Origin of the sequence: Limosilactobacillus alvi (assembly GCF_016900115.1) — a bacterium.
Classification (GTDB): Bacteria; Bacillota; Bacilli; order Lactobacillales; family Lactobacillaceae; genus Limosilactobacillus; species Limosilactobacillus alvi.
This window is the reverse complement of sequence record NZ_JACJJQ010000009.1, coordinates 34,030-53,470: the sequence shown is the minus strand read 5'-3', so window position 1 is coordinate 53,470 and position 19,441 is coordinate 34,030. Positions and strand designations below refer to the sequence as shown.

Sequence of the window (19,441 nt, the reverse complement as noted above, 5' to 3'; positions counted from 1 at the left end):
TGTCTATGCCACAATTAGCAAGTGCCTTACAAGGAATGGGAAACAAGACCTTACAACAAACTCCCCCTGCGATGATTCGCGCTTTTGATCAGGAGATTTCATCAATTCCGGGGTTAGTGAAATTAACCCTTGGAGAACCCGGTTTTGATGTTCCAGAACACATTAAGCAAGCGGCTATCAAGAGTATCGAAGCAAATGATTCTCACTACTCTACGGCTGCGGGAAAGTTACCACTACGGCAAGCAATTGCCAATCAATTAAAAAATCGCTTTGGGGTTGAATACCAAGGTGATGGTGAAGTGGTGGTTACTAATGGGGCAACTGAAGCCCTTACGGCGACGATCTTTAGTTTACTCAATCCTGGTGATAAGGTGATTATCCCCACTCCTGGGTATGCCTTATATAATCCAATTGTGACGTATAACGGTGCCATTCCAGTCGAAGTAAATACCAAGGATGATAATTTTGTGTTAACTCCTGAGCGCCTAGAAAAGGCAATCGAAGCTAACCCATCAGTTAAGGCAATCTTATTGAACTTCCCGGTCAACCCAACGGGGCGGACGTACGGTCAAGCAGAATTACAAGCTTTAGCAACGGTAATTAAGCGCCACCATCTTTTGGTAATTTCCGATGAAATATACGGGGACTTAACTTATGATCACCGTCATTACTCGATGATTGAAGAGTTACCGGAACAAACGATTTTGATTTCGGGATTATCAAAGTCGCATGCTATGACCGGCTGGCGGCTTGGTTACTTGGCGGGACCAAAAGCATTGGTTCAACAAATTACCAAGATGCATTCGTTCTTGATCACTTGTATCAACGATACGGCCCAAGCGGCTGCTTTAGAAGCCATTCAAAATGGGCAAGCTGACCCGATTGCTTTCCGTCAAGAATACGAACACCGGCGGAACTTGATGGCTCAAGCACTTCGGGCGCTTGGATTTGAAATGGCGACACCGGAAGGCGCTTTCTATATGTTTGCCAAGATTCCTGCTCAATTTGGGGATGATGATTTTGCCTTCGCCCGGGCAATTGCTAAAGAAGCAAAGGTTGGGGTAATTCCTGGGAGCGTCTTTGGCCCTGGTGGAGAAGGCTATGTTCGGCTTTCATATGCAGCACCAGAAGCAGATATCCAAGAAGCAATGAAGCGAATTACGGCTTTTATGGCTAAGCAAAATAATTAAATTAAATGAAATTTGAGGAGGAAACTAATATGGCTAAGGAATATGTCGTAGCAATTTTAGGGGCAACTGGGGCCGTTGGTCATCGGATGATTGAACAATTAGCCGCTTCATCAATTCCAGTGAAGGAAGTTAAGCTATTAGCATCCGCGCGTTCAGCTGGGACCCAATTGAAGTTCCGGGACCAAACGTTGACGGTTGAAGAAACCACGCCGGACTCTTTTGAAGGGGTTGATTTGGTCTTGAGTTCTGCAGGGGGCTCAACTTCCAAGAAATTTTTACCAGAAGCCGTTAAGCGCGGGGCTGTCTGTGTGGACAACACCAGTGCTTATCGGATGGAACCCGATGTTCCGCTGGTTGTACCAGAAGTTAATCCGGATACATTGGCCCAACATCACGGGATTGTTGCTAATCCAAACTGTTCCACGATTCAAATGGTGGTGGCACTAGAACCAATCCGGCGAGCTTTTGGTTTAAAGCAAATAATTGTGTCAACTTACCAAGCTGCATCTGGAGCGGGGCAAAGTGCTTTGAACGAATTTTACCAACAAGCACGGGATTATCTTGACGGTAAGGAAATGCAAGCTAACATTCTCCCAACTAAGGGGGACAAGAAGCATTACCCATTAGCCTTTAACCTTCTGCCCCAAATTGATGTCTTAGAAGATAGTGGTTACTCCCATGAAGAATGGAAAATGATTCATGAAACCAAGAAGATTATGGTTGGGGATATGAACTCACCAGAAATTAAGGTCACTGCTACCTGTGTCCGGGTCCCAGTTCCAATTAGCCACGGGGAATCGGTATACTTTGAAGTTGAAGATAAGAGTGCCACGGTTGAACAAATTCGCGAACTTTTAGCACAAGCGCCTGGCGTAGTGGTTCAAGATGACATTCAGCACCAAATTTACCCCCAACCAATTAACGCGGTAGGCAAGGGGGACACCTTTGTTGGGCGTTTACGGCCAGACTATGAAAACAAGGGAGCTTTCAACATGTGGATTGTCGCTGACAACCTCTTGAAGGGGGCTGCGCTTAATACCGTTCAAAACGCTGAAGAATTGGTAAAGCGGGGCCTAATTTAGTAAAAGGGTGGCGCATCTACTTAGCTACTGCTTTGACCTTAGTTACTGAGTAACATTTGAAGATGACAAGAGGGTGGGAAGAAACTTGAGTTTCTTCCCACCCTCTTGTGCTTTCTGACTGTTTAATGGTGAGACCCTTTTCCGTCCTCTTTTATGTGCCTTTTAGTACCCGTAAAGGACATCCCGCTTAACGTGGTCAGTAGCAATCTTACCTTCTGTCATCAAGAATTCTTCAGTTGCATCAACCACGTTGGATGCTCCGGAAATGTAGTAGTCAGCTTCATTACCAAGTTTTTGGGTGAGTTTTAAAAGTTCAGCTTGGGCTTCTGCGCGGTGATTAACCAGATGGAGCTGAAGGTTTGGATAGGTCTGGGACCAAGCCTCAAAGTCGGCTTGATAAAGGTGGTAATCATTGGCAACAAAGACTAGGTCAATAACCTGGTCACTCTTATCATGTAAGGCTTGTTTAATGAGGGCCCGAATAGGGGTAATCCCGACCCCGCTTGCGAACATTACCAAGGGATGATCAAGTTTTGGGAGGGTGAAGTTACCGAGGGGACCAAGTACGGTTACTGCTTCTCCGGGAACCAGCGTGATTAAGTTGGCCTTAAAGCTACTCATTTCTTGCCGGGTGCGGGTCCCTAGTAAAATAACCCCGTCACTTTCTGGGGCGGCCATGGATAGCGCCCGGACTTGTTTCTTATCGGTTACCTTTTTGGTTGGTAACCCAAGCCGCATGTACTGGCCGGCTTGCCAGGTAAAGCCAGTGGGTACCTTGATTTTAAGTTCATAGTAGTCTTCAGCTAAGTGGTTGATTGAAATTAGTTCGGATTGATAACTTGGTAATTCTTCAGCCATAAAAAAAGCTCCTTTCATCTTGAAACAATTTAAGTAGCCTCATTATACCGAAAATACTGATCAAAAGTAAGTGATTTGCTGGCGGTTTTAATTTAAATTTGCAAAGACCAGTTTCTTAAACTTAAATCTGTTAAACTAGGGATAGTTAGTGGGTTTCAGAAAGGAAGCGACGAAAGTGAACTTTGATCAACAATTTAATCGACGGCAAACTAATTCCTTCAAGTGGGCGGTTGGTGAAAACAAGCTTCCCATGTCAATCGCGGATATGGATTTTCAAACTGCACCGGCAATTACGAATGCCTTGGCAAAGAAGGTTAAAACTGGGATTTACGGCTATGAGATGATCCCGGAAGCATATTATCAGGCCGTTGGCGATTGGTATGCGACTGAACACCATGCTCGGCCAAAGCGGGAATGGATGTTATTTGTCAGTGGCGTGGTGCCAGCCTTAGCTTCGGTTCTGCGACGGTTGACTAATCCTGGCGATCAGATCTTAATTCAAGCCCCGGTTTATAACATGTTTTTCACGACAATTCAAAATAATGGTCGCCAAGTTCTTTCAAGCGACTTAGTATACGATCCTAAGCAACACACTTACCACATTGATTGGGAAGATTTAGAAGCCAAGTTTGCCCAACCCTTAACGACGATGATGATTTTGTGCAATCCCCAAAATCCGGGTGGCATGATCTGGACTAAGCAAGAGTTGCAACACTTAGCTGAACTGGGGCAAAAATATGGGGTGACGATTTTTGCGGATGAAATTCATGGTGATCTTACCTTTAATGAAGGTGGCTATGTCCCATTCTTTAGCTTACCAGAGCAATTCTTGCAAGCGGTTGTAATCGCGGTTTCACCAAGTAAAACTTTTAATATTGCTGCTACTCATGCGGCAACCTTGTTTGTCCCGAATGCTTACTTACGGGAAGTGGTTGATCAAGGACTGCAAAACGATGGCTTGACGGGGGTTAACCTAACGGCGATTCCCGCTTCGATTGCGGCTTACACCCAAAGTCAAGAATGGTATCACGAACTTCTAGATTATCTTAAGGGTAACCTCGAATTGGTCGAACAAACGATCAAAGAACGCTTAGCCGGGAAAGTTGCGGTGGTTCCTTCAGCCGCCACCTACCTCGTCTGGCTTGATATTTCAGCTTTGAGTCATGATTCGGTAGCTTTTACTGATTTTTTGGAAAGCACCAGCGGTCTGATCTTAAATCCGGGGACGATGTACGGAGAGGCCGGTAAGCACTTTGTGCGGATGAACGTTGCCTACCCGCGGGCGGTTGTTGCCGACGGTCTGCAACGCCTAATTAAGGGCGTTAAGGCTTGGCCAAAATAAGGTTAGGGGAACGCTACGAAAATTTGGTATACTAGACCAGATAAAAGAAATTTAATAGAGAAGGTTGGATTAATTTAATGGATGCAGAAAAACTTTCGCAACGCTTACAAGTTGTGGCTGATTTTGTTCCAACAGGAGCCCGCTTAGCCGATATTGGAACGGATCACGCTTATTTACCAGCAGCTTTGGTCGTGGCTGGGAAGATCAATTTTGCGGTGGCTGGGGATGTAACCCCTGGTCCTTTACAAAATGCCATCAATGAAATTGAGCGCCTTCAGTTACAAGATCAAATTATTCCACGGTTAGCAGACGGTTTAGCAGCGATCCAACCAGCTGACCAAATTGATACGGTAGTAATCGCTGGCATGGGTGGGGCGCTGATTACCAAGATCCTAACGGCGGGATTGCACCAGCTTCACGGGGTTAAACGGTTAATTTTACAACCAAATATTGGTGAAGAACGGGTGCGGACCTGGTTGATGGCGCACCATTACCAAATCATGGCCGAAAAGATTATTGAAGAAGATGGTCATATCTACGAAGTGATTGTTGCAGATTACACCCTCATGCCATTCCGGTACAATGACCGTGAGCTACGATTTGGCCCCTTCTTGTTGGGACAAGGCGGGCCAATTTTCCAAGCAAAGTGGCAGGCGGAGTATGAACGGGAGGCGCAGGCCTTAGCCCAAATGAAAGCTGCCAAACAGCCCCCACTTGATAAAATTGCTAGCTTCGAATCCCGCTTAAATCAGATTAAGAAGGTGATTAAATGACCAATGGTTTAGAAATTATTCAACAATTTGAACAATTTGCCGCTCCGTCCATTGCAGAAGATTGGGACCATGTTGGTCTTCAATTGGGTGATCCAAGCCAACCAGTAAAAAAAGTATTAACAACTTTGGATGTCCGGCCGGCGGTTGTTGATGAAGCAATTAGGCTCGGGGCTAACTTTATCTTTTCCCACCATCCCCTTATGTTCCGCCCAGCCAAGGATCTTGATCTCCGTCAGCCCCAAAACGCAATGTATGCAAAATTATTACGGCATGGGATTACTGTTTACTCTGCGCATACAAATTTGGATACTGCCAATGGAGGCATGAATGATTGGTTAGCTGCCCAATTAGAATTAACGAACCTCACGGGACTTGTCCCAGCCGGGAAGGATCCGGTTAGTGAGCAACCGGTCGCGATGGGCCGGGTTGGTGATTTACCTAAGCCCTTAAGTCCGACAGCATTTGTGGATTGGGTGCAAAAGCATTTTGCCGTTAAGGGCTTACGGTATGTTCTTCCTGATCCAGCGCCACAAACGGTTCAGCGAGTGGCAATTCTTGGTGGCTCCGGTGGTGATTTTTATCGCCAAGCTAAAGCCGCGGGGGCCCAAGCGTATGTGACGGGGGATGTTTCCTATCACGTGGCGCAAGACATGCAAGCAAGCGGCTTAATGTTAGTTGACCCCGGCCACCATATTGAAGTGGTGGCGGCTTTGAAATTACAGGCACTCCTTAAAAGTTGGACAACGGAAAAAGCCTGGACCTGTCCAGTGGTGGTTAGTCAGGTCAATACGGAACCATTTAATTTTCGAATGAAAGGTTAGGCAAGTAAAATGACAGAAGAAAAATATGCTGGTTTATTAGCTCGTTTTCTGGCTTATGCCAAGGTTGAAACCCGGTCAGATCCAGAAAGTGACACGGTGCCAACTAGTCCTAAGGAATTGGTTTTGTTAAAACAACTAATGGCGGAATTGACGGACCTTGGTTTGGACGATGTCCGGATGGACGAAAAGAGTGCCATTGTGATGGCGACCTTACCATCAAACCTCGATTATGAAGTTCCGGTAATGGGGTTGTTAGCTCATGTTGATACGGCAGACTTCAACGCGGAAAACGTCAATCCCCAAATTATTGAAAATTATGATGGGCAAACGATCCAACTTGGGACAAGTGGCTTTGAACTTTCACCAGCTGAATTTCCCAACTTAAAGAATTACGTGGGGCAAACCTTAATTACCACGGATGGGACGACTTTGCTGGGAGCTGATGATAAGGCCGGGGTCGCCGAAATTATGACCATGCTGGCTTATTTGACTAAGCACCCAGCAGTAAAACACGGGACCATCAAAATCGGTTTTACCCCGGACGAAGAAACCGGGACTGGGGCTAGTCTTTTCGATGTCAAAGCCTTTGGCGCTGATTTTGCTTACACGGTTGATGGGGGTCCTCTTGGGGAATTGGAATACGAAACTTTCAACGCGGCGGCCGCTGAAATCAATATCCAAGGAAAGGATGTCCACACGGCAACGGCGAAGGGCGTGATGGTGAATGCCATTCAAGTTGCCATGGACCTCCAAGCCAAGTTACCAGATCATGATCGGCCAGAAAAGACGGCCGGTCGGGAAGGCTTCTTCCATCTATACCAACTTGATGGGACAGTTGACCACGCCCGGATGTTGTACTTAATTCGGGATCATGACCGCCAACTCTTTGAAGCGCGAAAAGAAGCTTTACGGGCAGTGGTGAAAGAAGTCAACGAAGAGCTTGGTGAAGAACGGGTTACGATCAAGCTTGAAGACCAATATTACAACTTAAAGGACGCTTTAAAGGGCCACATGGCAGTGGTCGATTTGGCCAAGCAAGCCATGGAAGATTTAGATATCAAACCAGTTATTTACCCAGTGCGGGGTGGTACTGATGGCTCGACGATTTCTTACATGGGCTTGCCAACGCCCAACCTCTTTGCCGGGGGTGAAAATATGCATGCCCGCTTTGAATACGTTTCCTTACAAACCATGGAAAGCGTGGTTGATGTTTTGTTGAAGATGAATGAGAATCTGGTGGCCAAAGCTAAGCATTAAGTTGCAGGCCGAACATCATTAAAGGAAAGAAGGTGGGATGATGGTAAAGAACCATCTGATTCAACGCCGGCGAATGTTAAAGCGAATCTTTTTTGCCCTTTTATACGGGGTGCTTTCAGCGATTGGGGTTAATTTCTTCTTAACCCATGCCAATTCGTATTCATCTGGTTTGTTGGGAATTTCGCAATTGGTTCAAGCAATTGGGTTGACGATGGGAATCCATCTAAATTTGGGGATGTTGGTTTTCATCTTTAACGTACCGCTCTTTATCTTTGCTTGGCGGGTCTTTGGCTTAAGCTATATCTTTTATTCTGGCTTGGCCGTTTTGTTTAACGTCATCGCCCTGGCCATCATCCCCGTGGTGAAGTTAGTTAGTGATCCTTTAACTAACACCATTGTTGGGGCAACCTTAATTGGGGTTGGAATTGGCCTTTGTTTTAACAATGGCTTTACGACTGGTGGGGTTGATATTATCGTGACCTATTGCCAACGGAAGTTTCATAAAAATGTCGGTTTCTTTGCCAACGTGGTCAACGGTTTAATCCTGGCGGCGGCGGTGATCGCTTTTGGGCCAAGCCGGATTGTCTATAGTTTAATTGGGATGTTACTCACTAATTGGATGATGGATTGGGTCTTCGTTTCCCAAACCGATGTCAGTGTGACCATCTTTACTAAGCAGTCTGATAAGTTAATTCCCGCCCTAAAAACCTTTACCCATGGGGCAACTGTTTTACATGGCATTGGGGCTTATACGGGGAATGAAACCGACGTCATCATTGTGGTAACGCCACGGAGTCAATTAGTTGATTTGCGGAAGATGGTTAAAACCATTGATCCAAATGTCTTTTTGAGTATGCAACGAACGAACGTCGAGTTAGGGGTATATCGGCGTCATTCCTTGTGATGAGAGACTGGGAGGAAAATAAATTGAAAAAAACAGGAACGATGTTAATGCTTGGTGCTTGTGCCTTGCTTTTAGCCGCTTGTGGCTCAAACCAGGCAAACTCAAAGTCGGCAACAACTGGTAGTAATCAAACTAGTCAGCCAAGTTATCTAACGAATAAGCATCAAAAATTAACGGCTGGAAAAAAATCACCGCAAGCAAGCGGGGCCATCATTACCACGTACGCTGCAAAGAAGTATGGTGGTGATTGGTTAACGAATCTTAAGCAGGCCAAACAAGGCCAACTAACGATTAACCTGCAAGATCCGGAAAACTACGCCATTCAGGATCCTGGTCGAGGGGTGGTTTATCAAGTTAAGGGAAAGCAAGCCGGGACAATCTATGTCTTGGGCAAAGACAACAATTTCTATCTTTATACTAACGTGTCCCCGACGAATGGCGGGAAGCAACTTGGCCACGCTAGCCTCGAGCAAATGATTACTTATTTAAATCAAAAGGGTGGTGCTAAAGTAGCTAAGCAATTGGCAACCAAAGCTACCATTAATGATCAGCGGGGTGGCAGTGCAAGCGTAACAACAAGTTCGCCGACCAAATCAACGGCAACAACCGGAAAATATGGTAATTTAGGAATTTTTAAGATCCCAACAAGTCTGCAGGGGACTTGGTATACGAGTCTCGATGGTAAGATTACTAAGTATGTTATTTCTGATCATCAAATATCTTGGTCCAATGATGATGAAAATGAAACCATGACGGTCTATAAACAGGATGAGTCGTGGTTTAACAGTCATAGTACCAATCCTGATGAGGCGTTGATTGATACCACGAAAAATTGGATTTCCGGAAAATTAGTTAATATTCGTGGCGACCAAGTCGTTCACACCTATGGCTGGGTGCAAGGTGCAGGAGCCGGGGAAAACTATTCGATTAAGACTGAAATGGTTGACGGTCATCAACAAAAAGTATTAGTTATTACCGGAGGAGCCGAAGCTTGGGTTGATTCAATCGGTTATCAATCCCCAACAACTGCCCAAAATAATGAAGATACGCAATTTGACGACCTTAAATACCGGTAAAAACGAATCCAAAGTGAACTGACATTAGTAGTGAGTTTAATATGTACAATCTACAAAAAAGCTAGAGCAAAAAAAGAGGTTGGGAAAAAAGCTCCTTGACGGCCTGGTTGGGATAAGAAGGACGAAGGTTGATTCATTAGAATCGACCTTTCGTTCGCACTTATCCGCTAAGGCCGTGCTTTTTGACCTTAGTTACTGAGTAACATTCGGAGATGACAAAGAGGCTGAGAAGAAACACGAGTTTCTTCTCAGCCTCTCTTTTTTAATTCGTTTAGTGTTCCGGGTTTGCGTGGGTGGTAATAAAGGTCCAACAGTTACTTGCAACTACGGCAACAACTGCCCCAAGAATGGCACAGAGTTCGAAGTTAGCTTGCAAGCTTTCCAATTGACTACCAATGTAACCAAGGACCATGCCAAGGATTGCACCCCAGAAGATTACGATGAGATTCTTAAAGATCGTCTTCATAAGTTTCACTCCTTTAGTGGCTATTTCAATTCTAACACAGTTTTTCCAAGTCGGTGTGGTCGGTTTGGAGAAAAAATATTATTTTGGTGATCATTACCGAAAAGGTTGTTATAATTCAATCAGTATTAGTAAGCTGAAAGGAGGAACTTGCCAAGATGGTGCCAGTCAATGTGATTAGTACTTATAGCTTATTAAAGAGCACGATTCGTCCGGAAAAACTGGTTGAATTTGCGAAAGCCCAGGGTTATTCAGCAGTTGCCTTAACGGACGAAAATGTCTTATATGGGGCCGTCAAGTTTTATCATGCTGCCCAAGCCGCCAATTTAACCCCAGTTTTAGGGTTAAAGGTTCGGATAGCAAACTTTAAGACGATTGTTTATGCTAAGGGGAGCCAGGGATATCAAGCTTTAAGTCGTTTGTCATCAACAATCATGACCCAAGCGGATCCCCTTTCTCTGGCAACTTTTTTAAAACTGACGGCGAATTTACCGATTGCAGTGGAACCCGCCACCATTTTATTGGCTTACCAGGATCAAGACCTCCAAGCAATCCTCCGGGCATTGACGAAGGAGCATCCCATTGACCTATACGCTGGGATTAATTTGGAGCTTGATCCGGTTCAACAGACGGCCATTCAAAACTGGGCGCAAAAGCATGATCTCCCGTTATTAGCAATGGACCCGGTTGAATATTTAAAGCCAGACGACTACTTTTCAACCCAAGTGCTTCGTGCCATTGGCAATGGTCATGAGATTAAGGACCCGCACTTGGTAGCTAATCGGCAGGGATCCCACTTTTTACGTTCGGCGGCAGAACTGATGCAAGCTTATCAAACTGCCGGCCTAAAAGAAGCAGCCCTAAACACTGAGCGGTTAGCCCGAGAATGCCAATTAACGATCAAGTTCCAAGCGCCAGTTTTGCCAGCCTTTCCGGTCCCAACGGAAGAAAGTAGCCAGGCTTATCTACAAAAACTTTGCCAAGCGGGTTTGCGAGCCCGGGGCTTAACGACGGCGCCGTACCAAGATCGGTTGGCCCACGAATTAGCGCAGATCCACAAACTGGGCTTTGACGATTATTTTTTGATTGTGTGGGATGTGATGCATTTTGTTCACCAGCAAAAGATTACGACTGGACCAGGGCGGGGGTCGGCAGCTGGATCACTGGTTGCTTATGCGCTACAAATAACGGATGTTGATCCGCTCAAATACCACTTACTCTTTGAACGGTTTTTAAATCCCGAACGGGCGCAAATGCCTGATATTGACTTAGATATTCCGGATAATCACCGGCAAGCAGTTTTGGCATACATTCACCAACGATATGGACACCAACGCGTTGCCCAAATTATTACTTTTGGGACGTTAGCCGCTAAACAAGCTCTGAAAGATGTTGCCCGGGTTTTTAGACTGCCAACCTATTTGAGTGACCAACTCAATGATGTTTTGGGGCAGATCCAGATCAAAGATCGTTTGACAATCGCCAAAGCAGTTAAGGATTCCCAAGCCTTGGTCAACTTAATGAGCGACCAACCCTTAGTTGATTTGATTGTCAAAACCGCTCAAAAATTAGAAGGCCTCCCACGCCACGACTCAATTCACGCTGCGGGGATTGTTTTAGCAAACAGCCCCTTAATAAACTTAGTGCCACTCCAAGGTGGTTTTGGTGATGACGAGTTAATGGTTACCCAATATGCGAAGGAAACTGTTGAAGCAGTTGGCCTGTTAAAGATGGACTTTTTAGGCCTCCGGAACCTTACAATCATGGACCTAGCCTTACGATTGATTCATCAACGGCAGCCAGATTTTGATCTGACCAAGGTTCCCTTGGATGATTCAGCGACGTTACGGCTATTTAGTCAAGGAAATACGGACGGTATCTTCCAATTTGAATCCCGGGGTATTCGGCGGGTCTTGGTTAATCTCGGTTTAGATAACTTTGAAGACTTAGTTGCCGTAAATGCCTTATATCGGCCCGGTCCGCTGAATAATATTGACCACTTTATTGCCCGTAAACATGGAACGGAAAGTTATCATTTACCTGATCCGAGCCTCCAAGCAATCCTCGGGACGACCTATGGTGTCTTAGTCTACCAAGAACAGGTTATGCAGGTTGCCTCGGTCATGGCGGGCTTTACATTGGGGCAGGCCGATTTACTTCGCCGGGCAATGAGCCATAAAAATCAGGCCACCATGGAGCAAATGAAGACCCGTTTTCTGGCTGGCGCAGAAAAGAAGGGGTATGCTAAAGCGCTGGCAATTCAGGTTTACGATTATATTGAACGCTTTGCCCAATATGGGTTTAACCGCTCACATGCGGTTGCTTATTCGAAGATGGCTTTTGAAATGGCCTACCTAAAAGTTCATTTTCCGGTAGAATTTTTTGTTGCCTTATTGGAAATTGAACCGAACTTTAATAAAAAACGAGATCACTTTGCGGACGCCAAGCAAAGGGGGGTCACGGTTGTTGGACCACGGATTAATCTTTCTCAAGCTGGTTTTAGTCTGCAAAATGGAAAAATTATTGTTGGCTTTCAGTCGATTCGCGGGCTGCGGTCAGATTTTATCGCTGCTATTTTAAAGGCGCGACAAGCGGGCCCTTTTAAGGATATCTATGATTTTTTAAGCCGGTTACCGGAACAATGGGCGACAGAAAAGTACTTAGTTCCACTGATCTGCGTGGGGGCTTTTGATGGCCTTGGCTATAACCGCGCCGAGCTCTTGGATAGTTTAGCTGGCCTGCTTTCAGGGGGTAAATTCCATCTTTTTGAACCAAGCTTACAGCCCATTATGCATCAACTCCCTGAGTTACCACTTGGTGAGCGACTCGCCAAGGAAAATGAATACTTAGGGGTTTATCTTTCTGGTCATCCAGCGAGCCAATATCGAAGCTTACGGCAACAATTGGGTGGCCAATTAATCCATGACGTGCAACCCGACCAACCAACAACTTTGGTCGTTTTATTTAATCGTTCCCGGACGGTGCACACTAAAAAGGCACATCGACAAATGGCCTTTGTTACCGCAAGTGACGAAAGTGGGCAAATTACCTTAACGATTTTTCCGCAACAATACGCCAAATTCTACCAGTTACTAGCAAAACCAAACCAAATTGTAGCGGTGACCGGGAAATGTGTCCGCCACAATGATGAAACAGAAGTCATTGTTGACCAGCTGAAACTGGCTAATACTTTTAAGCCTACCAACCAGGGGGACTCAGCACGCTGGGCATTACGCCTGTTGCCCGAAGTGGCGGAAAGTGGTCTGAAGCGGATTGAAACGGTAATTAAGGAGCATCCGGGTAATTATCCGGTGGTGGTTTACGATGTCCAAACGCAAGCTGCCCGGCAGTTACTCAATGGGGCAGCTGGGGATGAAGTAACGCACCAGGCTTTCAATGCCGCAATCGGCAGTGCCAATGTGGTATTCCAAAAGTTACCACTAAAAAAATAATGAAGCGAATCGCGAATGGATACGCTTACAACTGACTTTTAACGGAAAATTAAAGACACCCCATTTAAAACGTGCTATTATATTCAGTGTGTGATTGAGGGGGCAACCCCAGAAAATGCTTAACGCAAAGGAGAGAGATCACTTATGAAGAAAACCAAGATTGTCAGCACTTTAGGGCCGGCAAGTACGGATGTTGATACGATTGTTAAGTTGATTAAGGCGGGGGCAAATGTTTTCCGCTTCAACTTCTCCCACGGTGACCACCCAGAACACTTGGGCCGGTTGGAAAATGTCCACAAGGCCGAAGAAATCACGGGTAAGAAGGTCGGGATCATGCTCGACACCAAGGGGGCAGAAATTCGGACGACTGTTCAAAAGGACGGTAAGATCGAATACAACATTGGCGACAAGGTTCGGATTTCAATGGATGATAGCCTTGAAGGTGTGCATGACAAGATTGCCGTTACCTACGAAGGACTTTACGACGACGTTAAGGTCGGCGGTCACGTCCTCTTTGATGACGGTTTAATCGACATGTTAGTTGACGAAAAGGATGAAGTTAACAAGGAATTGGTATGTCACGTTTTGAACCATGGGGTCCTTGGTTCACGGAAAGGGGTTAACGCTCCTGGTGTTTCCATTAACCTTCCAGGGATCACGGAAAAGGACTCCAGTGATATCCGCTTTGGTTTGGATCGCGATATCAACTTCATTGCTGCTTCCTTCGTTCGGAAGGCCCAAGACGTCTTGGACATTCGTGAATTACTCAAGGAAAAGAACAAGGAAGACGTGTTGATCTTCCCTAAGATCGAATCTCAAGAAGGAATTGACAACTTCGAAGAAATTATTGAAGTTTCTGACGGTTTAATGGTTCCTCGTGGGGACATGGGGGTTGAAATCCCAGCTGAAAATGTTCCTTTGGTTCAAAAGAACATGATTCGGCGTTGCAACGAACTTGGTAAGCCAGTTATCACGGCAACGCAAATGTTGGATTCCATGCAAGAAAACCCACGGCCAACGCGGGCCGAAGTTTCTGACGTTGCTAACGCTGTCTTTGACGGAACTGATGCAACGATGCTTTCTGGTGAAAGTGCTAACGGGGACTACCCAGTTGAATCTGTTGCAACCATGGCTCACATTGACCTTAAGGCTGAAGACAACCTTGACAAGTTTGGCCGCGAAGTCTTTGACTTTGACAAGTCTGATGTGACGGAAACGATTGGTTCTGCTGTGGCAAACGCTGCCCGGGATCTTAACATTAAGACGATCGTTGCTTCAACGAAGTCTGGTTACACGGCCCGGATGATCTCCAAGTACCGTCCATCTGCTGATGTGCTTGCTTTGACTTACGACGAACGGGTACAACGGAGCTTAAACATTAACTGGGGGGTTCAACCATTTGTTGTTGACCGGCCAGAAAGCACCGATGAAATGTTCCAACTTGCCGGTGAAAAGGCTAAGGAACTTGGCTTTGCTAAAGCAGGTGACATGATCATTGTTGTTGCCGGGTTACCTGGTGGTCACGCTGGTACGACCAACTTAATGCGGGTTATGCAAGTTAAGTAGTAGTCGCATGCGGGAGGAAGCTTTTTCCGCTCGTGACTGCCTTGAAATATTTTAATGCGGAGAGGCTGGGAAGAGACTTTTTGTTTCTTCCCGGCCTTTTTTGCAATCAACTTTATCTTTCTGGTTAAATTATGTAAAATAGAAAGGTTAAGAAAACTGGTCAAATTAAAGATGAAGGGAAGTTACTATGAATCAAGCACTAGGAAAGGTTGTTACTGCGGTAATGATCGATGAAAATGATGATTATTACTTTGTTCAACCTGAACGAAACGGGCAAACTTACCGGTTAAAAAAGACCGAGGCACCCCAAGTTTTGCATATTGGGGGTTCAGTTCGGGGGTTTGTATATGAAAATGCGGACCACCAACTGCAGATGACCTGTGAACATATCCCTAACATCCAAGTTGACCATTATGATTTTGGGACGGTAGTGAATGTTCGGCGAGATTTAGGGGTCTTTGTTAATATTGGTTTACCCAATAAGGATATTGTTGTCTCCCTAGATGATTTACCAACCCTAAAGCACCTTTGGCCGCAACCCGGGGACCGCTTGTTAATGGCCCTTCAGGTTGATGATCATGATCGGATTTGGGGAAAGCTAGCGGATGACGAAATTTTTCGGACTTTGGCGGCTAAGCCTAACCGGTCCTTGATAAATAAAAATGTTAAGGCGACGGTTTATCGGTTGAAGATGGCTGGTACCTTAGTTCTAACTGAAGATTACCACCTTGGTTTTATTCACCCAAGTGAACGGGATCAAGAGCCGCGCTTAGGTCAAGTAGTAAAGGCCCGGGTGATTGGCCTTTCTTCGCACGGTGGTTTAAATCTTTCCCTGAAGCCCCGGGCCTACCAGGCGATTAATGATGATGCAGAACAAATTTTAGCCTTATTAACCCATAGTCAAACTCACCAGTTAGCCCTGACGGATAAGTCATCGCCAGCAGAAATTAAGGCCGTTTTAGGGATTAGTAAGGGGCAATTTAAACGGGCCGTTGGTCACTTGCTAAAGGCGCGCCTAGTTAACCAAGTGAATGGGAAATTAATTTTATTAAAGGATCCAAATCATGACTAGTGAAGAAATGACTGCACCAGTAAAGGCTTATTTGGAGCAGTTAAAACAACGGCGTTCCCCCAGTACAGTGGCTAATTATGGCTTGGACTTACGACGCATGATGAAAGCTTTGGCGGCTCATGATATTCAGACCTGGAATCAAGTGGATCAATACCTATTAATGCAAGTTGTGACTGAACTTAGTGCCACGGTAAGCGCAGCCTCAATTCAGCGATATCGTTCAAGTTTACGGCAATTCTACCGTTATTTACTTGAACAACGTTTGGTTGATCATGACCCAACTCAGGATTTAGCTTTGCCGAGACGGGTGATGGCCGAGCCAGCCACGCTAAGTGTCGAGGAAACGCTTGCTTTAATTGAGACGATTACGGGAACGGCCCCGTTGGCGATCCGGAACCGGACAATCTTAGAAGTAATGTATGCGACTGGCTTAAAGGTTAGTGAACTCTTAGCCTTAACCAAAGCCGATTTACATTTTAATTTGAATTTTTTGACGGTTCATGATCACCTTGGTAAAGAACGGTTAGTCCCCATTAGTCAACGGGCGCAAAAATGGGTTGAAAAATACTTACAAGTAGCTCGGCCACAGCTTGTAAATTCCGCAAATGAGACCGCGATTTTATTTTTAAATGTACGTGGTGGGCAACTTTCACGGCAGGCGGTTTGGCAATTATTAAAAAATAGTGCCGCCAAGGCGCAACTTCAAGTAACCGTGACCCCAGAAATCCTACGAGCTAGCTTAAAGGCCCACCTACTAGCTAACCAAGCTGATTATTTAGCGGTGGTCCAAATTTTAGGCAATCGGATCCAGAATATGCCACTTTTGTCACTCAAGCGGATCCAAGAAGTTTATCGCACTTGTTTACCAACAGCCCTTGAGGAGGGGGAATGATGTTAGTCCCATATCGCAAAGACTATCAAAAAATTGTAATGGGGTTGCTATCCTTTAGCGAGGATTTACCGAACTATAACTACCTTCAAGCGGAAATTGATTGGTCGAACCTAACGCATTATCCAATCTATCTCTGGAAGACCCCCTATTCGGAACAGTTTATTGGGGTTGCGGTGTTGGAAGTTGGGGATGAATACGTCTTAGTCCGCCGGCTTTCTTTTCCGCCCAGTGAACGGTCAGGAAAAAATGTGTATGATTTTTTGACGGCAATCGAACAACAATATCCGGGAAAACGGATCATGGGAACCTTAGATACCCAACCCCTAATTACTAACTGGGCGCGGAGTAGTCGCTATCGGGTAAAAAAAGGGGCGTTAGGATAAATGGCAGATAAAATTATGATGGGGGCGGAAAAACCCTTTATTCATCTCGGCGATTTTGATGGTCCTTTGGATTTATTACTGCACCTGATCCGCCAAGATAAAGTGGATATTTATGATATCCCAATTGAAAAGATCACCCGGCAATATGTGAAAATTCTGAAGGAAAATCAGCAACATCAATTAGAAATTGCGGGGGAATATTTTGTGATGGCGTCAACCTTGATGCGGATTAAAAGTCAACTCTTATTGCCAGCGCCTCCGGTGGATGAAGAGGAACCCGCAGTCGACACTGATCCGCGCGCAGAATTAGTTGATCAATTATTGGAATACCAACGCTATCAAGTAGCAGCTAAACACCTGGAAGCAAAGGCCGAAGCGCGGCAACGAGAATACACTCGTGAAGCAATGCAAGTTCCTCCAGAGCTAGTGGTCAAGCGAGTTCAACCCGGGGTTAGTATTGATGAACTGAAGGCCGCTTTTGAAGAATTACTGCAGCGCCGGCAAATCCCGGAGCTCCCAGTTGCCGAAACAGCACCGGAAAAAATTACCGTGGCCGAGCGAATTGCTTATATTCGTCAAGCTGTTGACCATCCGGTCCGGTTCGTGGACTTGTTCGCTGATCAACTAACCCGGGACAATTTGGTAACGACCTTTATGGCTCTTCTGGAACTTTGCCGCCACCAGGTTGTCCGGGTTAATCAGCCCGAAGCGTTTGGCACATTAATTGTGACGAAAGGAAGCATGTTTGATGAACAACCAAGCGAAAATTGAGGCCCTCTTGTTTATTGCCGGGGATGAAGGAATTACCTTGGGGGACCTTGCGAACCTAACGGGGCTTTTAAAACCGGCAGTGCAAGGTTTATTAGGTGAAATCGCTGAAAAGTACACCCAGGACAAGACGTGTGCTCTGAAACTCCTGGTTAGTGCCGATACTTATCGCCTTGCGACCAAAGGAGAACTGGCACCGGTTGTAAAAGATTATTTTGAAACGCCATTAACAATCCCGTTGACTCCAGCTTTGCTTGAGGTTTTGGCCATTATTGCTTATCGGCAACCAATTACGCGGATCGAGATTGATGATCTGCGGGGGGTCCAAAGCTCGGGTTCAATCCAAAAATTAGTAGTGCGGGGATTAGTCGAAACCAAAGGGCGCTTGAATGTTCCCGGTCGTCCTTTCCGGTACGTGACAACGACCGCCTTCTTAGATTATTTTGGCTTGGCTGATTTAGCTGAACTACCACCGCTGAGTGAACCAGCTGAAGAGATTATGGACAGCGAGCAATTCGCTCAGGCCTTAGCGCAGCGCCGGCAAAGGTTAGAGAAAGCAGAGGATTAGAAAATGGAACGACTACAAAAAGTGATTGCCCATGCGGGGGTGGCTTCGCGGCGGGCAGCCGAAAAATTAATTCAAGCTGGCCGGGTGGAGGTCAACGATCAGATTGTGACGGAATTAGGGATCCAGGTTAAACAAAGTGACCAAATTAAAGTTGATGGGATGCCGCTAAAAAAAGAACCCTTAGTTTACTTCCTATTAAATAAACCACGAGGGGTGATTTCCTCCGCTCATGACGAAAAAGGCCGTAAAACGGTTGTCGATATCTTTAAGGAGGCGGGTATTGAGGAACGCATTTATCCAATTGGCCGGCTCGATTATGATACGACCGGGCTCTTATTGTTGACGAATGATGGGGATTTAACAAATCAATTAATGCACCCAAAGTTTGAGGTTGATAAGGTCTACGTTGCCAAAGTGAAAGGCCGGGTCAGCAATGAAGCCCTGAAGACTTTACGGACCGGGGTGAAGATTGATGGTCGCTTGACGGCCCAAGCAAAAGCCAAGGTCGTATCGGTTAGTGATGACCGGAAGCACAGTATTGTCCGGCTAACAATTCACGAAGGTCATTATCATCAAGTGAAAAAAATGCTGAAAGCCGTTGGTAATCCAGTGGTTAAATTGCATCGGGAAGAATATGCCGGACTGACCTTAGCCGGCCTCCCTTCAGCGGGGCAATGGCGAAAGCTGCGCCCAAATGAAGTTAAAGCTCTAAAACAACTTTAGCTTGTAAATTGGTGGGGAGAATGTTAAAGTAGTGACAATAAATTTCAGGATAACGATCAGTAGGGCCTCATCTCAAGGGTCAGCGAACTAGCGGTTGGTGAAAGCTAGGCAGGATGAAAGCTCCGAATTACCCGTTAAAGGTCCTGAACGGATTGGTTAGTGCCGTTATCAACTAGCAAGAGTGGGGAAAATTCCCTAGCTAGGTGGTACCACGGTAAAAGATCGTCCCAGCAAGTATGATGCTTGCTGGG

18 protein-coding genes are annotated in these 19,441 nt (G+C 45.7%); 16 read left to right on the top strand and 2 right to left on the bottom strand.

Annotated features, from left to right (window positions below):
- Window positions 1–5 precede the first annotated feature (5 nt).
- Together H5993_RS03120 and H5993_RS03115 are read left to right on the top strand one after the other, a co-directional pair.
- The gene (locus H5993_RS03120) at window positions 6–1,190 is read left to right on the top strand and encodes an aminotransferase class I/II-fold pyridoxal phosphate-dependent enzyme (protein ID WP_204776188.1); all 1,185 of its coding nucleotides are present in this window, start codon (window positions 6–8) and stop codon (window positions 1,188–1,190) included.
- A 29-nt stretch (window positions 1,191–1,219) separates the two neighbouring features.
- The gene (locus H5993_RS03115) at window positions 1,220–2,272 is read left to right on the top strand and encodes an aspartate-semialdehyde dehydrogenase (RefSeq protein WP_204776187.1); all 1,053 of its coding nucleotides are present in this window, start codon (window positions 1,220–1,222) and stop codon (window positions 2,270–2,272) included.
- Between the two features lie 162 nt (window positions 2,273–2,434).
- Here H5993_RS03115 and H5993_RS03110 read toward each other — a convergent pair whose 3' ends face one another.
- Window positions 2,435–3,130, bottom strand: a complete 696-nt coding sequence (locus H5993_RS03110; RefSeq protein WP_204776186.1) for an FAD-dependent oxidoreductase — start codon at window positions 3,128–3,130, stop codon at window positions 2,435–2,437.
- Window positions 3,131–3,305: 175 nt separating this feature from the next.
- On the opposite strand from H5993_RS03110, the gene H5993_RS03105 reads away from it, so the two are divergent.
- The 6 genes from H5993_RS03105 to H5993_RS03080 all read left to right on the top strand — a co-directional run bounded on the left by H5993_RS03105 (window position 3,306) and on the right by H5993_RS03080 (window position 9,303).
- Complete coding sequence (locus H5993_RS03105; protein ID WP_204776185.1) at window positions 3,306–4,472, top strand: PatB family C-S lyase; 1,167 nt, start codon at window positions 3,306–3,308, stop codon at window positions 4,470–4,472.
- 77 nt (window positions 4,473–4,549) lie between these two features.
- Window positions 4,550–5,245 (top strand): tRNA (adenine(22)-N(1))-methyltransferase, encoded by a 696-nt coding sequence (locus H5993_RS03100; RefSeq protein ID WP_204776184.1) that lies wholly within the window; start codon window positions 4,550–4,552, stop codon window positions 5,243–5,245.
- Window positions 5,242–6,066, top strand: coding sequence for a Nif3-like dinuclear metal center hexameric protein (locus H5993_RS03095; protein ID WP_204776183.1), 825 nt, complete (start codon window positions 5,242–5,244; stop codon window positions 6,064–6,066). Before H5993_RS03100 ends, H5993_RS03095 begins: the two co-directional genes overlap by 4 nt.
- 9 nt (window positions 6,067–6,075) lie before the next feature.
- Entirely contained in the window at window positions 6,076–7,323 is a 1,248-nt protein-coding gene (pepT, locus tag H5993_RS03090; RefSeq protein ID WP_204776182.1) for a peptidase T, read from the top strand.
- Between the two features lie 40 nt (window positions 7,324–7,363).
- A complete protein-coding gene (locus tag H5993_RS03085; RefSeq protein WP_428980926.1) occupies window positions 7,364–8,227 on the top strand; it encodes a YitT family protein in 864 nt (287 codons plus the stop codon).
- A 23-nt stretch (window positions 8,228–8,250) separates the two neighbouring features.
- Window positions 8,251–9,303 (top strand): hypothetical protein, encoded by a 1,053-nt coding sequence (locus H5993_RS03080; protein ID WP_204776180.1) that lies wholly within the window; start codon window positions 8,251–8,253, stop codon window positions 9,301–9,303.
- 271 nt (window positions 9,304–9,574) lie between these two features.
- On the opposite strand, the gene H5993_RS03075 is transcribed toward H5993_RS03080, so the two are convergent.
- Window positions 9,575–9,769 carry a YjzD family protein gene (locus H5993_RS03075; protein WP_180869689.1) on the bottom strand — a complete coding sequence of 65 codons (195 nt, stop codon included), beginning with the start codon at window positions 9,767–9,769 and terminating at the stop codon, window positions 9,575–9,577.
- 155 nt (window positions 9,770–9,924) lie between these two features.
- On the opposite strand from H5993_RS03075, the gene H5993_RS03070 reads away from it, so the two are divergent.
- The 8 genes from H5993_RS03070 to H5993_RS03035 all read left to right on the top strand — a co-directional run bounded on the left by H5993_RS03070 (window position 9,925) and on the right by H5993_RS03035 (window position 19,190).
- On the top strand, window positions 9,925–13,218 hold the full coding sequence (locus H5993_RS03070; RefSeq protein WP_204776179.1) for a DNA polymerase III subunit alpha: 3,294 nt from the start codon (window positions 9,925–9,927) through the stop codon (window positions 13,216–13,218).
- A 144-nt stretch (window positions 13,219–13,362) separates the two neighbouring features.
- Window positions 13,363–14,784 (top strand): pyruvate kinase, encoded by a 1,422-nt coding sequence (gene pyk, locus H5993_RS03065; protein ID WP_204776178.1) that lies wholly within the window; start codon window positions 13,363–13,365, stop codon window positions 14,782–14,784.
- A gap of 187 nt (window positions 14,785–14,971) precedes the next feature.
- Window positions 14,972–15,856 carry a CvfB family protein gene (locus H5993_RS03060; RefSeq protein WP_204776177.1) on the top strand — a complete coding sequence of 295 codons (885 nt, stop codon included), beginning with the start codon at window positions 14,972–14,974 and terminating at the stop codon, window positions 15,854–15,856.
- Entirely contained in the window at window positions 15,849–16,748 is a 900-nt protein-coding gene (locus H5993_RS03055) for a tyrosine-type recombinase/integrase (RefSeq protein WP_204776176.1), read from the top strand. Before H5993_RS03060 ends, H5993_RS03055 begins: the two co-directional genes overlap by 8 nt.
- The gene (locus H5993_RS03050; protein ID WP_204776195.1) at window positions 16,748–17,131 is read left to right on the top strand and encodes a reductase; all 384 of its coding nucleotides are present in this window, start codon (window positions 16,748–16,750) and stop codon (window positions 17,129–17,131) included. The genes H5993_RS03055 and H5993_RS03050 overlap by 1 nt, the downstream gene beginning before the upstream one ends.
- On the top strand, window positions 17,132–17,902 hold the full coding sequence (locus tag H5993_RS03045) for a segregation and condensation protein A (RefSeq protein WP_204776175.1): 771 nt from the start codon (window positions 17,132–17,134) through the stop codon (window positions 17,900–17,902).
- Entirely contained in the window at window positions 17,880–18,467 is a 588-nt protein-coding gene (scpB, locus tag H5993_RS03040) for an SMC-Scp complex subunit ScpB (RefSeq protein ID WP_180869679.1), read from the top strand. Before H5993_RS03045 ends, scpB begins: the two co-directional genes overlap by 23 nt.
- Before the next feature lie 3 nt (window positions 18,468–18,470).
- On the top strand, window positions 18,471–19,190 hold the full coding sequence (locus tag H5993_RS03035; protein WP_204776174.1) for a pseudouridine synthase: 720 nt from the start codon (window positions 18,471–18,473) through the stop codon (window positions 19,188–19,190).
- The last annotated feature ends 251 nt before the right edge of the window (window positions 19,191–19,441 follow it).